1 pseudogene is annotated in these 326 nt (G+C 55.5%); it reads right to left on the bottom strand.

What is annotated here, in order from left to right:
- Positions 1-326: pseudogene (locus tag ACNQ0T_RS23485) on the bottom strand (NADH-quinone oxidoreductase subunit G); the annotation flags it as partial.

The raw sequence follows: 326 nt of genomic DNA, 5'->3' as shown, positions 1-326 counted from the left end.
ACGTTAGCCGCAGCCTGAATCACCTCTATGCTACCGGCGTTCGTCCCGGAGATAATCAACGGTTTCTTCGCACCTGCCAGTGCCTGCACGATGACGTCGATTTTGCTTTGCAGCTCAGGTTCGATACCGTCAACCGCTGGCGCAGAGTTATCCAGCGCATGGGCGATGGCAAAACCTAAACGCGCCTGATCTTCAACCGGTGCGCGGTAAGTCCACGCCGCGATATCATCCAGACGGGTGTCATCAACGTTGGTAACAAACAGCGGACGCTTAGCACGTTGACCGATGTTGAGGATTGCCGCAATCTGCCAGTCAGCCACTTTCTG

Source organism: Enterobacter cloacae complex sp.6700776 (assembly GCF_048284255.1).
Lineage (GTDB): Bacteria > Pseudomonadota > Gammaproteobacteria > Enterobacterales > Enterobacteriaceae > Enterobacter > Enterobacter intestinihominis.
The sequence above is the reverse complement of the archived record's forward strand: the minus strand, read 5'-3'. Positions and strand labels throughout refer to the sequence as shown.